Annotated in this window: 17 protein-coding genes; 8 read left to right on the top strand and 9 right to left on the bottom strand. The window is 54.7% G+C overall.

Annotation, left to right across the window (positions count from 1 at the left end; translation table 11 throughout):
• Positions 1–2: 2 nt before the first annotated feature.
• A complete protein-coding gene (locus KTT_RS16045; protein ID WP_235845846.1) occupies positions 3–1,025 on the bottom strand; it encodes a decaprenyl-phosphate phosphoribosyltransferase in 1,023 nt (340 codons plus the stop codon).
• A 124-nt stretch (positions 1,026–1,149) separates the two neighbouring features.
• On the bottom strand, positions 1,150–1,839 hold the full coding sequence (locus KTT_RS16040; protein WP_126596950.1) for a Crp/Fnr family transcriptional regulator: 690 nt from the start codon (positions 1,837–1,839) through the stop codon (positions 1,150–1,152).
• Between the two features lie 281 nt (positions 1,840–2,120).
• Here KTT_RS16040 and KTT_RS16035 point away from each other — a divergent pair, with 281 nt between their 5' ends.
• Together KTT_RS16035 and KTT_RS16030 are read left to right on the top strand one after the other, a co-directional pair.
• Positions 2,121–3,155, top strand: a complete 1,035-nt coding sequence (locus tag KTT_RS16035) for a P-loop NTPase (RefSeq protein WP_160145908.1) — start codon at positions 2,121–2,123, stop codon at positions 3,153–3,155.
• A 285-nt stretch (positions 3,156–3,440) separates the two neighbouring features.
• On the top strand, positions 3,441–3,947 hold the full coding sequence (locus KTT_RS16030) for an NUDIX domain-containing protein (RefSeq protein ID WP_126596948.1): 507 nt from the start codon (positions 3,441–3,443) through the stop codon (positions 3,945–3,947).
• Here the strand turns inward: KTT_RS16030 and pheA are convergent.
• From pheA to KTT_RS16015, 3 genes are all read right to left on the bottom strand, one after another.
• Positions 3,944–4,828, bottom strand: a complete 885-nt coding sequence (pheA, locus tag KTT_RS16025; RefSeq protein WP_126596947.1) for a prephenate dehydratase — start codon at positions 4,826–4,828, stop codon at positions 3,944–3,946. The genes KTT_RS16030 and pheA overlap by 4 nt on opposite strands.
• A 425-nt stretch (positions 4,829–5,253) precedes the next feature.
• Complete coding sequence (locus tag KTT_RS16020) at positions 5,254–5,442, bottom strand: hypothetical protein (protein WP_126596946.1); 189 nt, start codon at positions 5,440–5,442, stop codon at positions 5,254–5,256.
• Between the two features lie 324 nt (positions 5,443–5,766).
• Positions 5,767–6,630 (bottom strand): helix-turn-helix domain-containing protein, encoded by an 864-nt coding sequence (locus tag KTT_RS16015; RefSeq protein WP_126596945.1) that lies wholly within the window; start codon positions 6,628–6,630, stop codon positions 5,767–5,769.
• Positions 6,631–6,754: 124 nt separating this feature from the next.
• On the opposite strand from KTT_RS16015, the gene KTT_RS16010 reads away from it, so the two are divergent.
• From KTT_RS16010 to KTT_RS16000, 3 genes are all read left to right on the top strand, one after another.
• On the top strand, positions 6,755–7,690 hold the full coding sequence (locus tag KTT_RS16010; protein WP_126596944.1) for a phytanoyl-CoA dioxygenase family protein: 936 nt from the start codon (positions 6,755–6,757) through the stop codon (positions 7,688–7,690).
• Between the two features lie 223 nt (positions 7,691–7,913).
• Positions 7,914–10,049, top strand: coding sequence for a beta-galactosidase (locus KTT_RS16005; protein WP_126596943.1), 2,136 nt, complete (start codon positions 7,914–7,916; stop codon positions 10,047–10,049).
• A 149-nt stretch (positions 10,050–10,198) separates the two neighbouring features.
• On the top strand, positions 10,199–11,374 hold the full coding sequence (locus KTT_RS16000) for a GNAT family N-acetyltransferase (protein ID WP_126596942.1): 1,176 nt from the start codon (positions 10,199–10,201) through the stop codon (positions 11,372–11,374).
• A gap of 211 nt (positions 11,375–11,585) precedes the next feature.
• Here the strand turns inward: KTT_RS16000 and KTT_RS15995 are convergent, their stop codons facing one another.
• Positions 11,586–12,803 (bottom strand): acyl-CoA dehydrogenase family protein, encoded by a 1,218-nt coding sequence (locus KTT_RS15995; protein ID WP_126596941.1) that lies wholly within the window; start codon positions 12,801–12,803, stop codon positions 11,586–11,588.
• A gap of 390 nt (positions 12,804–13,193) precedes the next feature.
• Here KTT_RS15995 and KTT_RS15990 point away from each other — a divergent pair, with 390 nt between their 5' ends.
• On the top strand, positions 13,194–14,306 hold the full coding sequence (locus tag KTT_RS15990) for a glucose 1-dehydrogenase (protein WP_126596940.1): 1,113 nt from the start codon (positions 13,194–13,196) through the stop codon (positions 14,304–14,306).
• Between the two features lie 24 nt (positions 14,307–14,330).
• Here the strand turns inward: KTT_RS15990 and KTT_RS15985 are convergent, their stop codons facing one another.
• A complete protein-coding gene (locus KTT_RS15985; RefSeq protein ID WP_126596939.1) occupies positions 14,331–15,485 on the bottom strand; it encodes a M20/M25/M40 family metallo-hydrolase in 1,155 nt (384 codons plus the stop codon).
• Between the two features lie 538 nt (positions 15,486–16,023).
• On the opposite strand from KTT_RS15985, the gene KTT_RS15980 reads away from it, so the two are divergent.
• Complete coding sequence (locus tag KTT_RS15980; RefSeq protein ID WP_126596938.1) at positions 16,024–16,884, top strand: aldo/keto reductase; 861 nt, start codon at positions 16,024–16,026, stop codon at positions 16,882–16,884.
• 139 nt (positions 16,885–17,023) lie between these two features.
• On the opposite strand, the gene KTT_RS15975 is transcribed toward KTT_RS15980, so the two are convergent.
• Both KTT_RS15975 and htpG read right to left on the bottom strand, forming a co-directional pair.
• Positions 17,024–17,263, bottom strand: a complete 240-nt coding sequence (locus KTT_RS15975; protein WP_126596937.1) for a hypothetical protein — start codon at positions 17,261–17,263, stop codon at positions 17,024–17,026.
• 772 nt (positions 17,264–18,035) lie between these two features.
• Complete coding sequence (gene htpG / locus KTT_RS15970; RefSeq protein ID WP_126596936.1) at positions 18,036–19,916, bottom strand: molecular chaperone HtpG; 1,881 nt, start codon at positions 19,914–19,916, stop codon at positions 18,036–18,038.
• A 666-nt stretch (positions 19,917–20,582) separates the two neighbouring features.
• Here htpG and KTT_RS15965 point away from each other — a divergent pair.
• Entirely contained in the window at positions 20,583–20,780 is a 198-nt protein-coding gene (locus KTT_RS15965) for a helix-turn-helix domain-containing protein (RefSeq protein ID WP_126596935.1), read from the top strand.
• Positions 20,781–20,921 lie beyond the last annotated feature (141 nt).

The raw sequence follows: 20,921 nt of genomic DNA, 5'->3' as shown, positions 1-20,921 counted from the left end.
AACTATGGTTGTGGTAGCAGGTAAAGAACAGTTATGACAGTGATAACACATAACAAAACGGCTGCCAGTATATGGCGGTCACGCAAGAGTATCTCATCAGGACTTCCTCCGTCCATACGCATATAGACCAGGTAGAGATAACGAAATACTCCATACAATACAAAGGGAACGGTAATCATGAGACGATGATTGCCAGTCTGTCCCTGGACCGTATAAAGGCTATACGACATTAATGTACCAGAAACCACCACAGTAATCATCTGGTCTAGCATAGGAATACTATACTCTTTAAGGATCTTGCGATGACTACCCGCCTGGCCCTGCAGTAGTACTAATTCGTGGCGCCGCTTCCCAAATCCCATGAAAAGTGAGAGGAAACAGGTAACCAGGTAGAGCCAGGGCGAGATGACGACCGGGATTACGACGGTGCCCGCAATGATACGCAAGACGAAACCGGCCGCGATACAAAAAACGTCGATCAGCACTATATGCTTTAAATGAGTATTATACAGAATCATCAGGACCAGATAGGCGGCAATGCTGAGGGCAAAAAGGACGTTGGCCCCCCCGAGCGAACGATATATATCAGGTGGTGATGGGATCAAGAAGAGTAGAAAAGTAAGCACGGCACACATACCAAGCAAGACAACCAGGGTCGCTTTGGCCCAGGAGGTTGGTAATACACCCGAGGCCAGGGGCCTGAATCGCTTGGTGGGATGCACGCGATCTTTTTCGATATCTAGTAGATCATTTAAAACATAGATAGTACTGGAAACCAAACAGAAAGCTATAAAGGCTACAATCGCTCGTATTAGTGGGTAGAGATGAAACAACTCACTGGCAAACACCAGACCAATAAAGACAGCGCCATTCTTCGTCCACTGCTTTGGCCTCATCAGTGCAATCAGGGCTTTTAGCCGGGTAAAAAAGCTGGCAGGCGTCGGATCGGGAGTTTCCACAGTGGGGGTGGATAGAGTCTGCTCATTCTCCTCTACTACAGATTGACCGTCTTTGTTTATAGTCACATTCTCCAAAAGTCTACTGTCCCTTCAACGCATACTAGACATACGTGAAAACATGTACCTGACATCATGAAACGGATCGTTGAAGGGCGAGGTAACACAACATCCAAAAGTACAAGTCGGCGGATTAGTAGATGCGCCGCTCCAGATCTGCTACCCGATGCAGGGTAATACGATGCTTGTCCGTGCTGATATATTTTTTGTCAGTGAAATAACCCAGTACTTTGTTGACGCTTTCACGCGACGCGCCGACCATCGATGCCAGTTCCTGCTGTGTCAGTCGTACTTCGATACGAATACCGCCTTCGACCTTCTTGCCGTGGGTATCCGATAGTTCGAGCAGTTTCTTGGCCACACGCCCATACACGTCCAGGAAGATCAGGTCCTCGACCTGCTGGTCCGTCTTACGCAGGCGCTCGCAGAGAACCTCCATCACCCGAATAGCGATTTTGGGATTCTTCATGATGGCTTTGTGGAAATCGCTGCGCTGCAAGGTATAGCATTCGACTTTTTCCAGGGCGATGGCATCAGCTGAACGTGGAAGCCCATCCAGTAAAGCGAACTCACCGAAATAATCGCCTTTGCCAAACACAATTAATGAGATCTCCTGCCCGTCGGGGCTGATCAGGCAGATTTTGACTTTACCTTCTTTGATGACGTACATCACCTGTCCAGGATCATCACGATGGAAAATAACTTCTCCTGAGCGAAAGGTTTTCTTCCTGGCCGCCGATGCCAGTTCCTGAATCTCATCCTCGCCCAGCCCACGAAAAATGGTGACCTGCTGGAAATAGGTAAATTCGTTCTCTGTTTCCATCTCTTCTGCTTCCTTTGTGGACCAATAATGTATTATGCGACAGTGCGCTCATCATAGCATAACCACCTGTGACATGCAATTCAGCTCACCCCTTCCTGCGACGGCACTTTTTTTTTCATCACTATAGTCACTTTTCACCGTGGTGTGTTATAATATCTGAGTACGCAAGTCGGAATTAACCACTCTCTATGTACCTATAGAAGAGTTCATTATTATTATCTTTCTACAGAAAAGAGCAACAGAGAACGCTGTGTCCTCTGTTGCACATGAGGATACGTAACATGGCGGAAACTATTACAGCCGACATGGTGATACATGATGTGGTGACCAGATTCCCTGCAACCGTGAAGGTCTTTCATGGACATGGTCTCCCCTGTACCGCCTGTGCAGTGGGGGCGCGCGAGAGCGTGGCGGGTGGTGCCAGAACCCATCGTTTCTCTCCGGAGAAGCTGGATTTGCTGATCAAGGATCTGAACGCTGCTGCCAAGGGTGAGCCAACATCTATTGCACCGAAGAAGGCACCTGTAGGTCGCGGTGTGCCATTGACCATGGCATCCGGCGATCCCAATCGTAAAATTAAGCAGGTGATCGCTATCATGAGTGGTAAGGGTGGCGTCGGTAAGTCGCTGGTCACCGGTCTGCTCGCTGTCTCCCTGCGTCGCCAGGGTCAGCAGGTCGGCATCCTGGATGGTGATATCACCGGTCCAAGTATTGCTCGTATGTTCGGCACAAAGGGCCAGCCGACCAAGTCGGCTAACGGTGGCATCGAGCCCCTGCGCAGTAAGGGCGGCATCAAAATCGTATCGATGAATATGTTCCTTGAAAAGGAGAGCGATCCCGTGGTCTGGCGTGGCCCGATGATCTCTAGCGCCATCAAGCAATTCTATAGCGATGTGGACTGGGGTAATCTGGACTATCTGCTGGTCGATCTGCCTCCCGGAACATCCGATGCGCCGATGACGGTGATGCAGGCTCTGCCGCTGGATGGTGTGGTGGTGGTTTCTTCGCCCCAGATGCTGGCAACGATGATCGTGATGAAGTGTATCAATATGGTGCAGCAGCTAAAGGGCTCGATCGTGGGTGTAGTTGAGAATATGTCCTATTTTGAGACCCCCAATGGTGAGCGCTACGAGATCTTTGGTCCCAGCAATGGCACCGAACTGGTCTCGATGACCGGCGCCCCTCTGCTGGGCAATCTGCCGATCGATTCCTCGCTGACCACGCTCTGCGACGCGGGCCGCGTTGAGGAATATTACGCCGAGGCCTACGAAGAATTGGCCGCGAACTTCACCAGCACACTGCGCATCAAACGTTAACGGTAGCATGTATGCGCGAACTCAAAAGAGGTATCCATTGTCTGGATACCTCTTTTGAGTTCGCGTGCCTGCGGTGCACACAATTATGTGTATATGTCGTGTCGAATGCTGCAAATGATGCGCAGTGCGCATCATTTGCAGCATTCGACACGACATATACATTATAGCGGCCGCGCATGCAAACGCCTGTAAGGGGGTGCTTATGCGCGCCAGCAAGAGGAACATCTGACACATTCTATTTAATCGGCAAAAAAGTATGTGCAACTTTGAAGAAGAGGAGAGGATATGTTAGACCAGGCTGCTTTTTATGCGTCGCTGCCGCGCAAAAGAATCGGCGCGGCAGCATTATTTCTGGACCAGGCGCGGAATATATTGATTGTTAATCCAACCTATGTGGACAACTGGCTGCTTCCCGGTGGAACCGTCGAGATAGATGAGGCGCCTCACATGGGCTGTGTGCGCGAGATTGAAGAGGAGATCGGGCTCAGCATTGCCCTGGAGCGCTTGTTGTGTGTGGAGTATCTTACGCGCGTGGGCAGTAAAAATGAGTCGATCCAGTTTATCTTCTATGGCGGCATGCTTACGCCGGAGCAGATCGCGGTCATCAAACTCCAGGAGGAGGAGCTCAGTGATTATACCTTTGTCCCACTAGAGGAGGCGCTTCCCAGACTCTCTAGCAACCTGGCTGGCCGTTTACCACACGCGGTTCGCGCGCTTGAGATGCGGCAAATCGTGTATCTGGAGAACGGCCAGCCTCTTTTTACAGAGGATAACGCGCGGTTGGATGGTTAGATGCTGCGCGCGAAGGAGCCAAGAACCTTGCAGAAGGTGGTGTGGCCGGCCAGTTTAGCCAGGGCCTTACGCACGTGTGGATCTTCTCGGTGTCCTTCGAAGTCCAGGTAGAAGACGTATTCCCAGGCGCGCTGGCGCGAGGGTCGCGACTCCAGCTTGAGCAGGTTGATCTGGTTATCGGCCAGAAAGGCCAGGCAGCGGTTGAGCGAGCCCGGCTGGTGCGCGGTCGCCATGACCAGCATCGTCTTGGCCTCGCCTTCGCGGCGTGGCGCCGGTTCGCGTCCCAGGGCAATGAAGCGTGTGTAGTTGTCCTTGATGGTCTGGATGCCACGGGCCAGAATGTCCAGCTGGTAGATCTCGGCGGCAGCGGCGCCAGCTACGGCGGCTACCCCGACCAGCTGCTCTTCACGCACCATCTTGGCGCTGCCAGCGGTATCATAGGTGGCGACGATTTCGGCACCCAGCTCGCGCAGGAAGACATCCGACTGCGCCAGGGCCTGCGGATGCGAGATGACGCGCTTGATATCGCTGATCTGTTGTCCCGGTAGCGCCAGCAGACAATGGTTGACGGGATGGCCGATCTCGCCGATGACAAACAGGTCATGCTGGCGCAAGAGATCATAGACATCATTGATACTGCCCGCCTGTGAGTTTTCGACCGGGACCAGCCCATAATCGACCTCGCCCGCCGCGACGGCGTGAAAGACATCGGCAAATATGCGATAGGGAACCGGTTCAGCGTTGGTCTGCAACTGGATACCAAAATACTCACGTACAGCCTCATCCCCGAACGCCCCAAGCTCACCTTGAAAGGCTACGGTAGTGACATCAGAAGTCTGTTTCGATTCCCGGGTATGTTCAGCTTTCGTTGTCTGTGCCATGCACACATCTCCTCTCACCCTGGCAAAATGGAATGTCACTCAGGCCGTTTTATACAAAGGACAAGCTCCAAGAGAGGTACCAGCATTTGCAGAGTGTATCAACTATTCTTTCCATCGCTCATGCTGCCGATTGTGCCAGTTCACGCCGGGATTGTCAAGCGCTGGGAATGGGCGCCATTCCCAGCGCTTCGGGAACCAGAGCGCCCCCGCACGGGCGTCCGCATACGCGACCGCCCTTGTTTTAATAATATGAGCCGGTGCAAAAAACGCGCGTTGGACGCGCATTTTTTGCACCGGCTCATATTATTAAAACTTTTTGAGCGCCGTAGGCGCGTAGAGTCAGGGGCCGAAGGCGCGAAACCAAACTCTACAGACATATAAAAAACGGGCTTCCACTATGTGGAAGCCCGTTTCTCAAATTTTTTTTATTGTACTTTGTAGTGGTCCTTGTGGTAATAGGACATGCCCTTACCCATAACCTTCACTGGATACAGATCCATCAGCCAGATTGGCTCGTTACAAGAAGCGCAGATGTGGCGGGTCTGATGATTAACGGCCTCGCGGTTCGCCAGCGAAGCACGGGCGGTTTTTGAAAGTTCACCCTTCTTAGGCATTGTTGATATTCCCCTTTCGCCTAAAATTGTCTTGTTAGAAGTCTTGTTCTGTGGCTTCTACACATTAGAACAAATGTAGTCCACATTTTGTTCCCGGCGCGTAATCGGTTGGTCTATCAGCACAATCTACCGCATCTTTTGCTGTCGGTAGAGCGCTCAATACCAGTGATTGCTGTTCGATCCGCCCTGAGAATACTGCAATAGTATATCATAGGAGATTGTTTGATACAATGCGCTCCCCTGTGATATTCGTTCTGCCCTGCAAAATCTTTACACGGCCAAGGAAATATTATACACCATAAGGCAAAGAAGCGCTATACCTCATCAGTGCTCTTCGGCGAAGACGGGGAGTCGCAGACCGCCGCGATACTCTGCGGGATGCAGACCACATGAGGCTTTGAAGATGCTGTAGAAGCGGCTCACGGAGCCAAAACCGGCCGCCAGCGCGATGGCGGACACGTTGGCGTCGGTGGTGATCAGGAGCCGCTGGGCGTGTGCGAGTCGGTAGCGCGTGATGTAATCGAGCATGCTCATGCCGACGTGCTTGCGGAACAGGCTCATGGCATAGTTAGGATGCAGATGGGCCGCATCAGCGATATCCTGCGTATGCAAGGGCTCGGCATAGTGTTCGGCGATAAAACAGGTCATCTGCTCGATCTTGCTCAGTACGCGCGGCTCTACATGCTGCACATCCTCCGCATATGAGCTATCGCCGGCCGTGGCTATGGTTAAGGCCAGGCGACGCATGCAGGCCTCCACTTCGAGCAGCACGATCTGATTGCGTTCTTCACTTTTGGCCTGCAGATCGCTACGCCATTGTTGAAATTGTGGTTGCAATAACGTGGGCTCACCACTTCCTACCAGACACTCACAGCGCAGCACGCGCTGCAGAAAGTGCGCTGGTACCCTCCACTGTAAAAAAAATGAGAAAGGGATAGTCAGCCAGTGGAAGCGGGTCTCTTCCCGCACCTGGATAACCTGGTGGGGTAGCGTGGCCCAGAAGAAAGCTAGCTGGCCAGTCCGCACCACCACGCGAGCGCCCCCAAACAGATACGTCATGGCGCCGCTCTCGACAAAGTTGAGCTCCACTTCATTGTGCCGATGCGCGCTCGGCATCAACGTCGGATGCATATGCCCATGCGCCAGACCCAGCACGGTCATATCAGTATTCAATAATTCTGATGGCATATGAACAAACCTTAGGATCTAAGACAAATGGCGTTCGGAGTGAGACGATTATTCTCATTCTATCAAGTATAGTCTGGAGTAGAAGCTCATAGCAATACAGAGTTGTACACGAGAGGAGTACTCGATGACTACCGCGAACAAACACACAACCGGCACGACGCCCCGGAATGGTGGCTATCATTTGAGCGAGGAGCAGATCCGCTTTTTTGATGAGCATGGCTATCTTATTCTGCGGCAGTGGATCCCTCAGGATCTGTTGAAACGGCTGCAGGAGGCTGGTGAGCATTGGATCGAGAAGGGTAATAGTATCGATGCCAGCGATCCTTTGTATGAGGACTATGCATTTGCCGAGCGGGAACATGGACGCGTCATGTTCCGGGTAAACTATGTGCACAATAAAGGGGAGGCGGCCTCGTTGGAGTTGCTGGGCAGTCCTGCTGTGCTGGGAGTGGCTGAGAGCCTGTGCGGACCCGATTTTGTGCCAACCTATGAATCGATGGTCTTCAAAGAAAAGGACGATGGGGCCGCGATTCCCTGGCATCAGGATGCCGTCCATCCACGCAAGCATCGCATCTTCAACTTTGATCTCTATCTGGATGCCTCGCGCGTCGATGCCGGTGCCCTGCACGTCATTCCAAAGACGCAGAGCCAGCGCCAGGATCTCTGCGCGCTGACCGAACAGTGGGGCTGGAATCCGCCCGAGGCGATCGTGGTGGAGATGGAACCCGGCGATGTGCTGCTGCACGATGTGATGGTCGTACATGGGTCAGAAGAGGTCGAGGGCAAGGCCCTGCGCCGCACCATCTACTACGAGTTTCGCGCCGCCGAAGAGATCCTTGAAGATGGTCCCTGGGATCGCGAATGGATCGATCGCCGCCTGCGCCTGATTCCACCCGCCCTGCGCCATTTCGCCGCCCGCTATCCCAACGTGGACCAGTTCCAATGGCATATCTCACCCGCGCTCCGACCCGAGGTAGATGAGAACGAAGCGGTCGCCCTCAAAGTGGCCCACCTCAACCATACCGCCGGCTCCTATTGCTCCTCGCTCTCCAAACGATAACGTCCCGGGCGCCCGTCATCGCCGCCGCCGTAGGTGCCCGGCTTGCCCGGGCTTGCCGCGTAGCGGCCACGTTCCCGGGCGCCCACGCTCCCTCAATAATGTTCCGCACAAAAAGACGCTTTATGACCGCCTCAAACGTAGATGAGTTATAGAGTTTTAAAAACACGAGCCATGCCAGGTGACAGGCTTCGTTATGGGTTGAGAAGAGAGGGACATATTTTTTATGGAGATACCTGCAGCGGTGAGCTACGATGCGCGGGCGATCCTCATCAATGGAGAGCGTACGTTGATTGTGAGTGGAGCGATCCACTATCCACGCAGTACGCCCGCGATGTGGCCGGAATTGATGCGCCAGAGCAAAGAGGCGGGACTGAATACGATTGAGACCTATGTGTTCTGGAATCTGCATGAGCGGGAGCAGGGGGTGTTTGATTTTTCGGATCGCCTGAATCTGTTCTATTTTTGTGAGCTGGCGGAACAGTATGGCCTGCATGTGATTCTGCGCATCGGACCATATATCTGCGCGGAAACCAATTATGGTGGCCTGCCCTCCTGGCTGCGCGAGGTGCCGAGTATCGCGTTCCGCACCTATAACCAGCCGTTCATGCGTGAGATGGAGCGCTGGGTGCGCTTCCTGGTCGATTATATCCGTCCTCTGCTGGCTTCCCATGGGGGACCGATTATTCTGGCCCAGCTCGAAAATGAGTATGAGAATATCGCCAGACGCTACGGGGCAGAGGGACAACGCTATCTGCGCTGGGTCAGCGAACTGGGGCAGTCGCTTAACATGGGGATACCGCTGGTTATGTGCGTGGGGGCCGCCGAAGGGGCCATCGAGACGATGAATGGCTTCTATGCCCATCCCATGCTTGAACAGCATGCGCTCAACCATCCGGATCAGCCCGCTATCTGGACCGAGGATTGGCCCGGCTGGTACGATACCTTTGGCTATCCCCACCATATTCGCACGCCTCAGGATGTGGCGTATGGTGTGGCACGCTTCATCGCCGCCGGGGGTACGGGCGTTAATTATTATATGTGGCATGGGGGCACTAATTTTGGGCGCGAGGCGATGTATCTGCAAACGACCAGCTATGATTTCAATGCCCCGCTCAACGAATCTGGTCAGCCTACCACCAAGTCGCGCCACCTGGCCGATCTGCACCAGATCCTCCATCGCTATGCCCGGCTGCTGCTGGAACAGGAACGGCCACAGCCACAGCCGCTGGGGGAACAGCAATGGGCCTATACCTATGCCAGCGAGACGCAGGCACTGACCTTTCTGTGCAACGATGCTCCCCTGCCCGCTAGTTGTCTACTGGGAGAGGAGAAGATAGAGCTGCCGGCGCACTCTGTGCTGCTGGTCGGCGATGGCACCATTCTCTATAACACGGCCGAGGTGGATGCGGCTCATACGCTGCAGCTGACCTATCAACCGGTGGAGCAAGCCATTACGCGGACCACGTGGTATGCGGAACCGTTGCCTACACAGCGACCTGACGCGCTACAGTATGCTGTCACGGCGCCTCGGCCCGTTGAACAACTGTCGCTGACCCATGACCGTAGCGACTATTGCTGGTATAGCACCACCCTCTCAACAAGCGGAGAGGCAGAGGGCACCCTCTCCTTGATCGGCTTCGCGGACGTGGCCCATATCTTCGTGGACGGTCAATTCGCCGCCACCTCACCAACGCCACTGCTGGAAGGGCGCGGCTCCTTCGAGGGTCCGGCCTTTACCCAATCCTTCAACCTCTCGCTAGCGGCCGGTCAGCATGAGCTGTCCATTTTGAGCTGCGCCGTGGGTCTGATCAAGGGAGACTGGATGATTGATGCGAACATGGTTGAGGAGCGCAAAGGACTCTGGGGCCATGCGCGCTGGAATAGCACGGTCCTGGAGGGCGAGTGGTCGATGCTGCCAGGACTGCTTGGTGAGCAGGGTGCCTTGTTTGGAGCAGGCTCGGCACTGGTTACATGGCAGCAGAAAAGCTCTGAGGACATCAATCAACCCCTGCGCTGGTGGCAGCTAGCGTTCAGGCGTCCACAGAGTGAGGGAGCCTTTGTCGTTGATCTCAACGGCATGCAGAAGGGTCTGGCCTGGCTCAATGGTCGCTGCATCGGACGCTACTGGCTGACTCCAGCGACTGGCGAGCCCGAGTCCTGGCAGAAGAATATCATCTTTGCCCAGAATACCGATGCTCCCACCCAGCGCTACTATCACTTGCCGCAGGAGTGGCTACAGGAAGAAAATATCCTGACGCTGTTCGAGGAGCTCGGAGGCGATCCAGATACGATCGCCTTGTGCCAGGTAGAAACCATCACCGGGACACAGGCGCACCCCTCTCAGGACGATCAGGAATAAGGCGGTCATACTGGACACTCTCACACCTGACGTGCCATCATAACAATAGAGAAAAACGACCAACCGCTGATTGCCAGTCAGCGGTTGGTACTATTTTTCGGCTTTTTTCCTCACCATTATTCACCGCAATACTAGAAAGATCGTGTCTTATGTCCAATATTACTATTCGCCAGATGCAAGCAGACGAGATTTCAGAGGTGACACGCCTGCTGACCTCCTATGCCTTTCGTTCAACGCCTTCGCTTCCCGAACGGGCAGCCTGGGAGAAGGATCTGGCTTATCGCGATGAGGCCACCTATTTCGCGGTCTTTGACGATAATCAGCCGCGCGCGAGCGCGGTCAGCTCGACCATCACGCAAAATATTCGCGGCAAGTTCTACCAGGGGGGCGCGATAGGGGCGGTCACTACCCATCCCGCCGGTCGTCGCCAGGGCTATGCCCGCGCCATGCTGACCGCGCTGCTGGCCCGCATGCGCGAGGATGGGTACGCGATCTCCGTCCTCTATCCGTTCCGTGAGTCGTTCTATCAACGCCTCGGCTATACCTCCTTCCCACAATCAAAGCAGGCACGCTTCTCACCGGTCGCGTTGCAGCCGCTGCTCAAAAAGGATCTGGATGGAGATGTGGAGTTGATGGAGCTGGCTCAGGGCTTTGAGCTCTATCAGGACTACCTGTCCCTTCAGCATCAGAGGATTCATGGCTTCGGTCGCTTCTCACCTAAGATCGAGTCCAGCCTGCGCGATCAAAATGCCTACTGGCTGGCTGTCGCCCGCTCACATGGCGAGGTCAAGGGGATGATGCTCTACAAGATCAAGGGCTATGGCGATGATTTCCAGGTCGCCCATTTCTGGTATCACGATATTCAGGGACGCTACCTGCTGCTGGAATGGTTCGCGCGCCACATCGACCACGTAAAATCCATCGAGGTACATCTGCCACCGTCTGAACAGCCAGAGACCTGGTGGGCCGATCTGAATATGAACGTGGCCTCTGTAGGAGCTCCCATGGGCCGCGTCGTCGATATCACCCGGCTTAACGGTATGAGTATTGGACCTGGCAGCTTCACGGCACACGTGCACGACGAGTACTGTCCCTGGAACAGCGGCACATATCGCTTTGAACAGAGCGATGGCCAGCTCCAGATCAATCCCGCCACCTCGGCGGACTGCAACCTGTCGATCCAGGCCGTATCAGCGCTCATCTATGGGACCCACGAGCCGGCTACGTTCGCTATTCGCGACTGGGGCGATCCATCAGAACAGATCCAGGCCACCATGCTCAGCATGTTCACACCACAACAGCCCTACCTCTACGAGACCTTCTAATCGTTGGCCCCGTTTGATGATGTTCCCGACGTCATCAAACGGGGCCGGAGGCCGGGGCAAGCCCGGCGCACGGGGAAACGTGGGTGGCCGGGTACCGGGTCGCGGAGCTCCAGGCCGGGGCAAGCCCGACGCACGGGGAAACGTGGGTGATCGGGTACCGGGTCGCGGAGCTCCAAGCCGGGGCAAGCCCGGCACCTACGGTTATGGGGCGTTATTTTGCGGGTTCGGTGGGATCTTCGAGGGTGCGTTTGGCGAGGGCGGCGAGAGCGACGTCGTCCATAGGCGGATTGTGCAGACCGGCGCGGATGTCGCGATAGTAGCGCTGCAGCGGCGAACTGAGAGCCAGGCTAGCGGCTCCGGCGACGCGCATGGAGAGATCAATGATCTCGATGGCGTTGTTGGTCGCCAGGTACTTGACGGCTCCTACCAGGGCGGGCTCTACGTTGCTGTTGTCCTCGGTATAGTGTTCGGCCAGGCCAAAGAGCGAGGCCTTGCTCTCAAAGAGCAGGACTTCGATGCGGCCGATCTTGTCCTGAATATGGGGGACGGTGGCGATCGACTGCTGCTTGAGCGAGTTGGGGCGGCGGCTGCGCGCGAAGCGGACGGCTTCGTCGCGGGCAGCCTGCGCGATACCCAGGTATACGGAGGCCAGGACCAATCCCCATACGCCCTGCTTGGTCTGGATGCTGGGGATCACGGGGAGCTGCTCGTCAAGATAGGCTTCGACCCCCAGGTGGACCCCTTCCAGGATCAGGTCGTTACTGCCGGTTTCGCGCATGCCAACGGTGTTCCAGGTGTCCTCGATGCGTACGCCCTCGGTGCTTTTGGGGACCAGGAAGTTGCCGCGCTCGGACTTCAGTGCCGGCAAACCGGCTTCCGCTCCCCCGGCATCCTCGATGCTGCAGCCGACGATGAAATAGCTGAGCGCGTGGCTGCCGGTGGTAAAGGTCTTGCGTCCATCGATGCGCCAGCTGCCGTCTGGCTGGCGCCGGGCGGTGGTCTGGGGACGTCCTCCCCGGCTTGGGCTTCCGGTCGCCGGCTCGCTGACCGCGCTATTGATCATGGCTCCATGCTCAACTATGTCCCGGCACAGTTGCTTGATCACCGGAGGCAGCTCCCCGCGTCCCTCGACCAGCCGACCACTATGCATCAGGTGCATCGTTACCACCAACGCCGTCGAGGCATCGCCCTGCGCCAGCCGGTACTGAGCATGGACGAGATCCAGCAACGAAGCACCCTGTCCTCCCAGTTCGCGTGGCAGCGAGAGCGTCAGATAACCCGCCTCGTGCAGATCCTTAAAATTCTCTATCGGGAAGTGCCCTTCCCAATCGTAGCGCGCGGCACGCTCCGCGAAACGGTCGGCCAGCCTGGCAGCCGTCTCAAGCAGTTGTTTTTGTTCGGCAGTCCCTGGATACGAGAGGAAACTCATGGATACTCCTTTAATTCAAATGGCCTTCGATGGTTTGGATAACGCTCAATCCATGGTGATCAGAGAACGTGTCTTACTTCCCTCGTGCTAGTACACGTGAGCGCCACCGCACAGGCGTCCGCTGGCGCGGCCACACTGTTTTTGTGTTGATGCAACGGGGGCGCGAATGCGCCCCCGTTGCATCAACACAAAAACAGACTCCTGAGCACCTTTGATGCGAAACCTCGTGCCGGTCTATGACAGTAATTTCATTGAGCTTATCATATCATATATGAGACAAAACACTGACCCGCTCCATCATCAATCGACCGCCAGAAGGCACATCTGCTAGGGAAACATGTTATAGTAGCAGCAAGAACCTGTTATTATCGATGCACAAGGAGATAACTCGTGAAGGCAATTGCGGTCTTTCCAGGAACAAAAGAGGTCCAGGTGGTTGAACATCCTGAGCCACAGATCGAGCGACCAGAGCAGGTAAAGTTGAGGCTACTGGAAGTGGGAGTCTGCGGCACCGATCGCCATATCTGCGCCCAGGCCTTTGGCTCTCCACCCGCACATAGCGACTATCTGATTCTGGGACATGAGGCGTTGGCTGAAGTGGTTGCCGTTGGAGATGCGGTTACCCACTTGCAGCCGGGCGACCTGGTGGTGCCTGAGGTGCGCCGCCCCTGTGCCGATCCCTCGTGCCGGGCGTGCCAGGCCGAGCACCAGGATTTTTGTCAGACCGGCACCTATACAGAACGAGGCATTAAAGAACTTCATGGCTATATGGCCGAATATGTGGTGGATGATGCTCGCTTTTTGCATCCCGCTCCCAAAGAGCTGAGACAGGTGGCCGTGCTGACGGAGCCGTTGACCATCGCTGAGAAAGCCCTGGACCAGGCTCTACAGATTCAGCGACGCCTGCCATGGCAGACCAGTGCCGCTACCAGCACGGAGCCTGGACGTGGCCTGAGCGCCGTGGTGCTGGGCGCCGGCCCCATCGGCCTGCTGGGCGCGATGCTCTTCGTGATCCAGGGCTTCGATACCTACGTCTATTCCCGCGCCCAGGCACCCAATGAAAAGGCCGATATCGTAACCGCCATCGGCGCCACCTATATTTCATCCGAGACGACTCCCATAGAGGAGTTGACACAGCAAGTGAAGCAGATCGACCTGGTGTACGAAGCTATGGATGCCGCCCCGATGGCGATTGAAATCATCCAACATCTCAATCGCAATGGCATATTTATCTTTACCAGCGGCACCAATCCCAGGCAGCCCTATGGTATCGATAGCGCGGCGACGCTGCATAATCTGACCCCGCTGAACCAGGTTATCATCGGTACGGTTAACGCGGGACCGGCCACCTTTACGTCCGCCATTGAGCATCTGGGCGTGTTTCAGCAGCGCTGGCCCTCGATCCTGCCCAATCTGATTACCGAACGCCATCCAATGCAGCGGGCCTCCGAGGTCCTGCTCAAGAAGCCCGGTGGCATCAAGCACGTTGTTACTATCGCCTAGCCGATGCATCCCGGTGGCACGGGCCTATGGCTGCCGGGATGCCACCAGCGCGCTGGCTTCCATACAGAGTCGCAACAACTGGGCGATACCCTTGCCCAGGGGAGCAACGTGCATACATTCTTCCGTGGTATGGGCCTTCTCGCCCTTTGTGACGCCGATACAAACGGACGGAATGTTCAGACTAATGGGGATATTGGCGTCTGTACTCGATGCCACACATTGTGGCTGATAACCAATCCATTTCACAACCTCTACAGCGAGCTGGACCAGTTCATCGTCCTCACCGCGCTTGCCTGCGGGCCGGTCACCGATCACCTCGATCTCGGTCTGCAGACCGGCACCGGCGCGCTGCTCCACGATCGTTCGCGCCTGCGCCACCAGGGTATCCAGTGCCTGTGGGTTGATGGAGCGCATATCCAGCAGCGCCGAGGCGCGGGGAGCAATGGTATTCACCGACGTGCCTCCCTCTATCATGCCTACATTGAAGGTGGTCCTGGGGTCCTTTGGTACCTGCAGCTCCGCCAGGCCCGCGATAATGCGCCCCAGACCATGGATGGCGCTGGGAACGCCGAAGGAACCAAAGGAGTGTCCGCCGGGGCCCCTGACCGTAATCTTCCAGCGCTTCGAGCCGACGGCGACATTGACGATGCTGCCCAGGTTCCCATCCACAACCAGGACGGCGCCAATATCTTCCCTGTAGCGCTCTACGGCGGCCCTGGCGCCCTTCAGATCTCCCAGGCCCTCCTCACCAACGTCGGCCACCGCCAGCAGATCTACCGGCGCCTCCCAGCCATATGCATCCAGCATCTCAAATACAGTCATTACAGCAGCCACACTGACGCTGTTATCGCCGATCCCTGGACCATACACGAGGTTCCCTTCTCGGTAGATCTTCAGGGGTGTCGTGGCCGGAAAGACCGTGTCGATATGTGACAGCAGCATCACCAGCGGCCTACCCTGTTCCTGCTGCCCGCGCCGCACATAAACGTTGCCAATCTCATCAATCTCGGGAGCATAGCCGCGCTCCCGCCAGAGTTGCGCCACAAACGCGGCACGCTCCCCCTCTTCACCGGTAGGGGCCGCGACCGCGCAGATACGCTGCGTCAGCGTCACAACATCCTCAATCCGCGCGGCTGCATCCGTTAACAGGCGATCCAAATCCTCAGTGGTCAGGGCCATCAATTGCTCCTTTATTGCTCCATACATCGTGATCAAAAATAACGTCATATAAAAAAATTATAATACGTGAGAGATCCATCACAAAACTGATGGACGCATTCACCATGCGGGAAGTGCAGGAGGGCAGCTAGCCCTGCTGCTGGGGTGCGGGCGAGCATGCTGGGAGCATGCTCAAGTCCCCACACCCCGGCAGGGAGGACCCTGCACCCCTTACGTTAACGCGTAAGGGGTGTCCCCCAATTCTCTTTCCCCCTCGATGCAGGAGGTGCAGGAGGGCGGCGAGCCCTCCTGCCGGGGGTTGGGGCGAGCATGCTGGCGGCATGATCAAGTCCCCCAATATTTCTTTCCCCCCTCCCCCGCCGAAGGCGGGGAAACTCCTCGTACCGCAGGTACGACGAAAAAGTGTATTGACCAACTCTGAATTTTATGCGTTGAATAAAGATAGTCGAAAGGATAGAACTACTTTGGCCATGCAGACCAAAGCGCTATGTCACTCTCGTCTTTTGATTGGAATGTATAGAAGCAGGAGAACGTATTTATGACTATTGCCAAACAGCCTTTTGGCCGGACCGGGCATAACAGCACGCGCACCCTCTTCGGTGCCGCCGCCCTGGGTTCGGTTACGCAGGCGGAAGCAGATCAGACGTTAGAGGTACTGCTCAAATATGGAGTTAACCACATCGACGTAGCCGCCAGCTATGGCGATGCGGAACTGCGCATTGCCCCCTGGATGGCTCAGCATCGCGGTGATTTCTTTTTGGCCACAAAAACTGGTGAGCGTACCGCTTCCAAGGCGATGGAGGAGCTGCAGCGCTCGCTGGAGCGTATGAAGGTCGACTATGTTGATCTGTGGCAATTCCACAACCTGGCCGATCCTATCGAGTGGGACATCGCCCTGAGCCCGGGCGGCGTCATCGACGCGGCCATCGAGGCGAAGAAGCAGGGACTGGTGCGCGCTATCGGTGTGACCGGTCATGGACTGCAAATCGCCGCTACCCATCGACGTAGCCTGGAACGCTTCGATTTCGACTCGGTCCTGCTGCCCTGCAACTATGTAACGCTGCAGAATCCGTATTACGCGGAAAACTTCAACGCCCTGGTCGAGACCTGCAAGCAGCGCAACGTGGCCGTACAGACTATTAAATCGATTGCCTACAAGCCCTGGCTGGGCGAGGAGCACAAACGCAACACCTGGTACGCTCCCCTGGAGAACCAGGAGGATATCGATCGCGCCGTCGGTTGGGTCCTGGGTCACGAGGGGATCTTCCTCAATACCGTTGGCGATATCCATCTCCTACCAAAGGTGCTGGACGCGGCCAGTCGCTTTGAGAAGGCAACCCCGGATTCAGAAATGGAGAAGATGGTGGCCGGCCTGGGTATGCAGCCGCTCTTTGTGTAGCGATTTGATCACTTCGACAGCGAACTGACATACAAAAACCGAGGGGATCGTCCTCTTGATAGAAATATCAGGACGATCCCCTCGGTTTTACTCATCGGCTATCTAGCAGCGAAACAACCTCATCAGGAAGTTCGAACGACTAGAGGCCGGCGTAATTGTTTCTGGACTCTTTTTCGTTCACGTACAGAGCCTCGTTGATGCCCTCGCTATTGCGGCTCAACAGCTCCAGCAGACCACGGGTCTCTTCAGCGCTCATCGTGCAATACATGCCACTGGGATTGCCAAACTCGTGGTAGTACAGTTTCAGCTTGCCATCCTCTAACCAGGACTGGTAGCGGCCGATTTTCATGTGATCTTTGTGGTTGTGTGGTGTGTTCATGTTTGTTTGCTCCTCCTTGAGGTTATCTCAGGCTGTTGCTTTTACTTTTTATACTTTTGGCTAACTGAGGGGAAGATTCGCCGTCGAACCTTCAGCCCAGGTAATTGATTTTGTTTGTCGTTTCGCTTTCGCTGACATACATATAATACGGCATAATCTGGCGTTTGGGGGCCAAAAAACGACCAAAAAATGGGGTGGCAAAAATCTTTATGCACTTCGATATATAGCCACTTCGAAAACACTTCTACTCACACCCTTTATTACATCTTTACGAAGCAATTTGACCCTTCGTTTGTGCAATTTGCACAATACAAATATATAATATATTTGTACAAATTGCAAAAGCCAGATAATTGTCTTCTCGGACATCCGATAGGAAAGATGATATCGTTGGTGGAACGCGTTCGCCCGGGTACGGGCCGCTGCGCGGCAAGCTGGGGCAAGCCCAGCACCTACGGATGCACGCTCACTTCGGTGCTTGCGTTTCCTCTCGCGTTATGCCCGTGTGTGAACGCCCCCGCACGCGCGTTCGCTACGCGGCCGCCCTTATTTTAATTAGAGATTGGCGCAACACAGCGGGTTGCCGCCTGCGTTTATAACATATGTGTTGGTGCAAAAAGCGCGTTGAACGCGCTTTTTGCACCAACACATATATTAAACTTTTTGAGCGCCGTAGGCGCGTAGAGTCAGGGGCCGAAGGCACGAATCCTACGCCTTTCAGAAAAAAGGCTGCCCTCGGAATTTCGAGAACAGCACTTTTTTCTGCTGCTGGTTAGAGCTGTGCCAGCAGGCTATTTAAGCGATTGACAAAGGTGACGGGATTCTCTAGCTGTTCGCCGCTACTGAGAACCGATTGGTCAAAGAGCACGTGTGCCCAATCGGAGAAGCGCTGCTCGTCCGCTTCTCCCTTGATGCGTACGACAAGGGGATGCTGGGGGTTGATCTCCAGGATCGGCTTGTCGTTGGGGATCTGCTGTCCGGCGGACTGCAGGAGGCGTTTGAGGCTGGGGTCGATGCCGTACTCGTCGACCACCAGACAGGCCGGAGAGGTCGTCAGGCGGTTGGTGGTGCGCACGTCTTTGACCTCCTCGCCCAGGACCTGCTTGAGGCGCTCAAGCAGATCTTTGGCCTCGTCGGCGCTCTTCTGCTGTTCCTCTTTCTCCTGCTCGTCTTCCAGCTTGCTCAGGTCGACTTCACCCTTGGAGACCGATTGCAGCTGCTTGCCGTCGAACTCACGCAGCTCTGGCAGCGCCAGGTGATCAACGGGATCGGAGAGCAAGAGGACCTCGATCCCCTTTTTCTTGAAGATCTCCAGCAGGGGGCTATCCTTGGCCGCGGCGTAGCTGTCGGCCACGATATAGTAGATCTTGTCCTGCCCCTCTTTCATACGCCCGACGTACTCTTCCAGCGAGACGTTCTGGGTCTCGCTGCCGGAGGTCGAGGTGGCAAAGCGCAGCAGTTTGGCCAGGGTGTCGCGGTTGTTGTGGTCTTCCAGCAGACCTTCCTTGATGACGCGGCCAAATTCTTTCCAGAAGGTAGCGTACTTCTCCGGCGAGTTTCTGGCCATGTCGGTGAACAGACCCAGCACCTTCTTAGTCGAATTGGAGCGAATGGCGTCGATCATGCGGTTCTGCTGCAGGATCTCACGCGAAACGTTCAAGGGCAGGTCGTTGGAGTCGATGACGCCACGGATGAAGCGCAGGTAGCGCGGCATCAGTTTCTCAGCGTCATCCATGATGAAGACGCGGCGCACATACAGCTTGACACCATGATGGACTTCACGAGTGTAGAGATCGAAGGGGGCCTGCGACGGCACATAGAGCAGCAGGGTATATTCCTGCGTTCCCTCCATACGACTGTGGGTATAGGCCAGAGGATCACTGAAGTCATGCGAGATGTGCTTATAGAATTCATTATATTCTTCTTCGCTGATCTCGTTGCGTGACCGGGTCCAGAGCGCGGACGCCGTGTTTACGACCTCCCACTCGTCCTCTTTATCCTTCTCTTCCGACTTCATTACGATCGGCAAGGTGATATGGTCTGAGTATTTGCGAATGATTGAGCGCAGACGATAGCCGTTCAGAAGCTCGTCTTCGTCTTCGCGCAGATGCAGGATGACCTCGGTACCACGAGAAGGCTTCTCAATGTTCTCGATTGAGTACTCTCCCTGGCCGTTAGATTCCCAGCGCACGCCATGATCCGGCTCTAGACCAGCATGGCGGGTCAGGACCGTGACCCGATCGGCAACCACAAACGAAGAATAGAAACCAACACCAAACTGACCGATCAGGTTGGCATCCTTCTGCTGATCCCCGGTCAACGCCTGGAAGAATTCGCGAGTGCCCGATTTGGCGATCGTGCCCAGGTGCTCGACAGCCTCTTCGCGGCTCATACCAATACCATTATCCGCGACGGTGATCGTGCGAGCATCTTTATCAAATGAGACGCGAATCTTAAAATCTGTGTCGTGCTCATATAATGATGCATCTGAAAGGGCGTCGAAGCGCAGACGATCGATTGCGTCCGATGCATTTGAAATGAGTTCACGTAGAAATATTTCTTTGTTACTGTACAGCGAGTGAATCATCAGATCCAATAGCTGCTTTACTTCAGCCTGGAAACCAAGCGTCTCCTTATGTGTTTCTGTTGACATAACCAAAACCTCCCTGGCAACAGTAGTATTTGAGAGAAAAGAATAGCGCGCAAGAGGCATTATTATCAATTGCTACTGTACCAAAACCCGAGCCCTTTTTCAACTGATTCGCGCACCAGATGATCGTATTAAACGTATATTGCCAAAAGTTCGCATTCAGACAATTTATATATGGGTGGGGTAAAAAAACGCCTGTCCGACGCGTTTTTTTACCCCACCCATATATAAAACACGGAGGGCCGCGTATGCGGCCTCCGTTCGATACCCCTCTTTTCAACTTTTATCCTTTGGAAGGCTGGAGAAAAAAAATATTCTTTTTAACTGTTCCAAAGTATAAAAATGGTGAAAAACTAAAAAACTAGCCAGATAGTTCTAGCTATGCTTACTTGGATGCATAGATATAACAAAACTGTTAAAATTTATATAGGTAAAAAGCATTGCTTAAGTTCTTATCTGCATATACTAAATATACTAAAATTTACATCCCCTCTTTACTTACCTGACCACATTATTGTACAATGCATATACAATGTTTTCTTGTGTATTTCTACAACGCAGTGATCACTTCTTAACTGTCGAGCGTATTTAGCAACAAGATAGTGCAGAGCAAGTGACAGTAGAAAACACATCACAAGATTGATATTAATGAATTAAGGAGAAAAGCACATGAGCGAGCTATTAACAGTATCTGAGGTTGCCGATATCTTACGTGTAGACGATACGACGGTTCGTCGCTGGGTGAAGCAGGGTGCCCTGGAAGCGGTCATTCTGCCCCATGTCAATGAGCGCCAGGCCTATCGCATTAAACGCGAGACCCTTGACCGCGTTCTGGGTGCTGCCGGCGGTCAGTTGGGCGGCGAATAGCCAGGAAGCGCAAAATATCTCTCCGTCAGCGGCCCGCTGCCAATACATATAGTAAGTATATGAGGTCTGATGGTTAAAGCTTACTATTTGCGCTTTCCCACAATCAAATACCCATACAAATGGGCCTGACTTCCTGCAAGA

The sequence above is a fragment of the Dictyobacter aurantiacus genome, assembly GCF_003967515.1.
Taxonomy (GTDB): Bacteria; Chloroflexota; Ktedonobacteria; order Ktedonobacterales; family Ktedonobacteraceae; genus Dictyobacter; species Dictyobacter aurantiacus.
Note: the sequence above shows the minus strand (reverse complement) of the source record. Positions and strands in the feature narration are given on the sequence as shown.

What these genes read in the sequence shown, in the direction of transcription:
- KTT_RS16010 (WP_126596944.1), top strand. Translation starts at nt 6,755, where the DNA reads ATGACTACCGCGAACAAACACACAACCGGCACGACGCCCCGGAATGGT.
- KTT_RS16005 (WP_126596943.1), top strand. Translation starts at nt 7,914, where the DNA reads ATGGAGATACCTGCAGCGGTGAGCTACGATGCGCGGGCGATCCTCATC.
- KTT_RS16020 (WP_126596946.1), bottom strand. Translation starts at nt 5,442, where the DNA reads ATGCCTAAGAAGGGTGAACTTTCAAAAACCGCCCGTGCTTCGCTGGCG.
- KTT_RS15965 (WP_126596935.1), top strand. Translation starts at nt 20,583, where the DNA reads ATGAGCGAGCTATTAACAGTATCTGAGGTTGCCGATATCTTACGTGTA.
- KTT_RS16040 (WP_126596950.1), bottom strand. Translation starts at nt 1,839, where the DNA reads ATGGAAACAGAGAACGAATTTACCTATTTCCAGCAGGTCACCATTTTT.
- KTT_RS15975 (WP_126596937.1), bottom strand. Translation starts at nt 17,263, where the DNA reads ATGAACACACCACACAACCACAAAGATCACATGAAAATCGGCCGCTAC.
- KTT_RS15985 (WP_126596939.1), bottom strand. Translation starts at nt 15,485, where the DNA reads ATGGCCCTGACCACTGAGGATTTGGATCGCCTGTTAACGGATGCAGCC.
- KTT_RS15995 (WP_126596941.1), bottom strand. Translation starts at nt 12,803, where the DNA reads ATGAGTTTCCTCTCGTATCCAGGGACTGCCGAACAAAAACAACTGCTT.
- pheA (WP_126596947.1), bottom strand. Translation starts at nt 4,828, where the DNA reads ATGGCACAGACAACGAAAGCTGAACATACCCGGGAATCGAAACAGACT.
- htpG (WP_126596936.1), bottom strand. Translation starts at nt 19,916, where the DNA reads ATGTCAACAGAAACACATAAGGAGACGCTTGGTTTCCAGGCTGAAGTA.
- KTT_RS16015 (WP_126596945.1), bottom strand. Translation starts at nt 6,630, where the DNA reads ATGCCATCAGAATTATTGAATACTGATATGACCGTGCTGGGTCTGGCG.
- KTT_RS16030 (WP_126596948.1), top strand. Translation starts at nt 3,441, where the DNA reads ATGTTAGACCAGGCTGCTTTTTATGCGTCGCTGCCGCGCAAAAGAATC.
- KTT_RS16035 (WP_160145908.1), top strand. Translation starts at nt 2,121, where the DNA reads ATGGCGGAAACTATTACAGCCGACATGGTGATACATGATGTGGTGACC.
- KTT_RS16000 (WP_126596942.1), top strand. Translation starts at nt 10,199, where the DNA reads ATGTCCAATATTACTATTCGCCAGATGCAAGCAGACGAGATTTCAGAG.
- KTT_RS15980 (WP_126596938.1), top strand. Translation starts at nt 16,024, where the DNA reads ATGACTATTGCCAAACAGCCTTTTGGCCGGACCGGGCATAACAGCACG.